We start from the raw sequence: 896 nt of genomic DNA, 5'->3' as shown, positions 1-896 counted from the left end.
AGACCGCATCCCATTAGGGGTTGTTGCTGGTCAGGAGGTTGAGGCGGACGGCTCGGCGGTAGCAGATCAGAGCGCAGGCCAGGCGCAGGAATCCGATGAAGTGAGAAGCCTTGCGGTCGTAGCGGCGGGCCAGACGCCGGAACCGGCTGACCCATTCCAGACAGCGCTCGATGACGTAGCGGTGCCGGCCGAGATGAGTGGCGGATTCGATGCCCTTACGGGCGATCCGGGCGATCATGCCGCGTCGCCTGACCAGCTCACGGCAGGACCGGTAGTCGTAGCCCTTGTCGCCGTGCAGCTTGGCCGGCCATCGGCGGGGCCGGCCGAGCGGTTGCCGGATCGCGCGCAGATTGTCGAGCACGTCCTCGAGCGCGGTGTTGTCGTTGACGTTGGCGGCGGTCACCAGCACGGTCAGTGGTAGCCCGTTGCGGTCACTGACCGCGTGGATCTTGGAGCCGGGCTTGCCTCGGTCCACCGGGCTGCGCCCGGTCAGGTCCCCCCTTTGAGTGCCCGGACATGCATCGCGTCCACACTCGCCCGAGACCAGTCGATTTGCCCGGCAGCGCCGAGAACATCCAGCGTCGCCTGGTGAAACGCCTGCATGACGCCCTGTTTCACCCATTCGGTGAACCGGCGATGCGCGGTCGCCCGGGAGATCGGGAACGATTCCGGCAACGCGTCCCACGGGCAGCCGGTCTGCAACACGTAGGCGATCGCCGCGATCGCCACCCGGTCATCGATCCGCCGCCGGCCGCCACCCTGATGCCTTTCCGGGTGCGGGGGCAGCAACGGCTGCACGAGACACCACAACGACTCCGGGCAGTACTTCTCCACATCACTCACGCCCGTACAACGAATGATGTTGGAACTCAACAACCCCTAATGAGATGCGGTCT

1 protein-coding gene is annotated in these 896 nt (G+C 66.1%); it reads right to left on the bottom strand.

The genetic code is table 11. The features are described from left to right. Positions 1–13 precede the first annotated feature (13 nt). Positions 14–843 (bottom strand): IS5 family transposase gene (locus ACFQS1_RS40515; protein WP_378978396.1). Its coding sequence is split into 2 segments (ribosomal slippage): positions 14–495 and positions 495–843, totalling 831 coding nucleotides; the frame shifts between segments, so codons are not numbered across the junction. Positions 844–896: the final 53 nt, after the last annotated feature.

The sequence above is a fragment of the Paractinoplanes rhizophilus genome (genome assembly GCF_042664765.1).
GTDB classification, from domain to species: domain Bacteria; phylum Actinomycetota; class Actinomycetes; order Mycobacteriales; family Micromonosporaceae; genus Actinoplanes; species Actinoplanes rhizophilus.
This window is presented reverse-complemented; position numbering and strand designations above follow the sequence as displayed.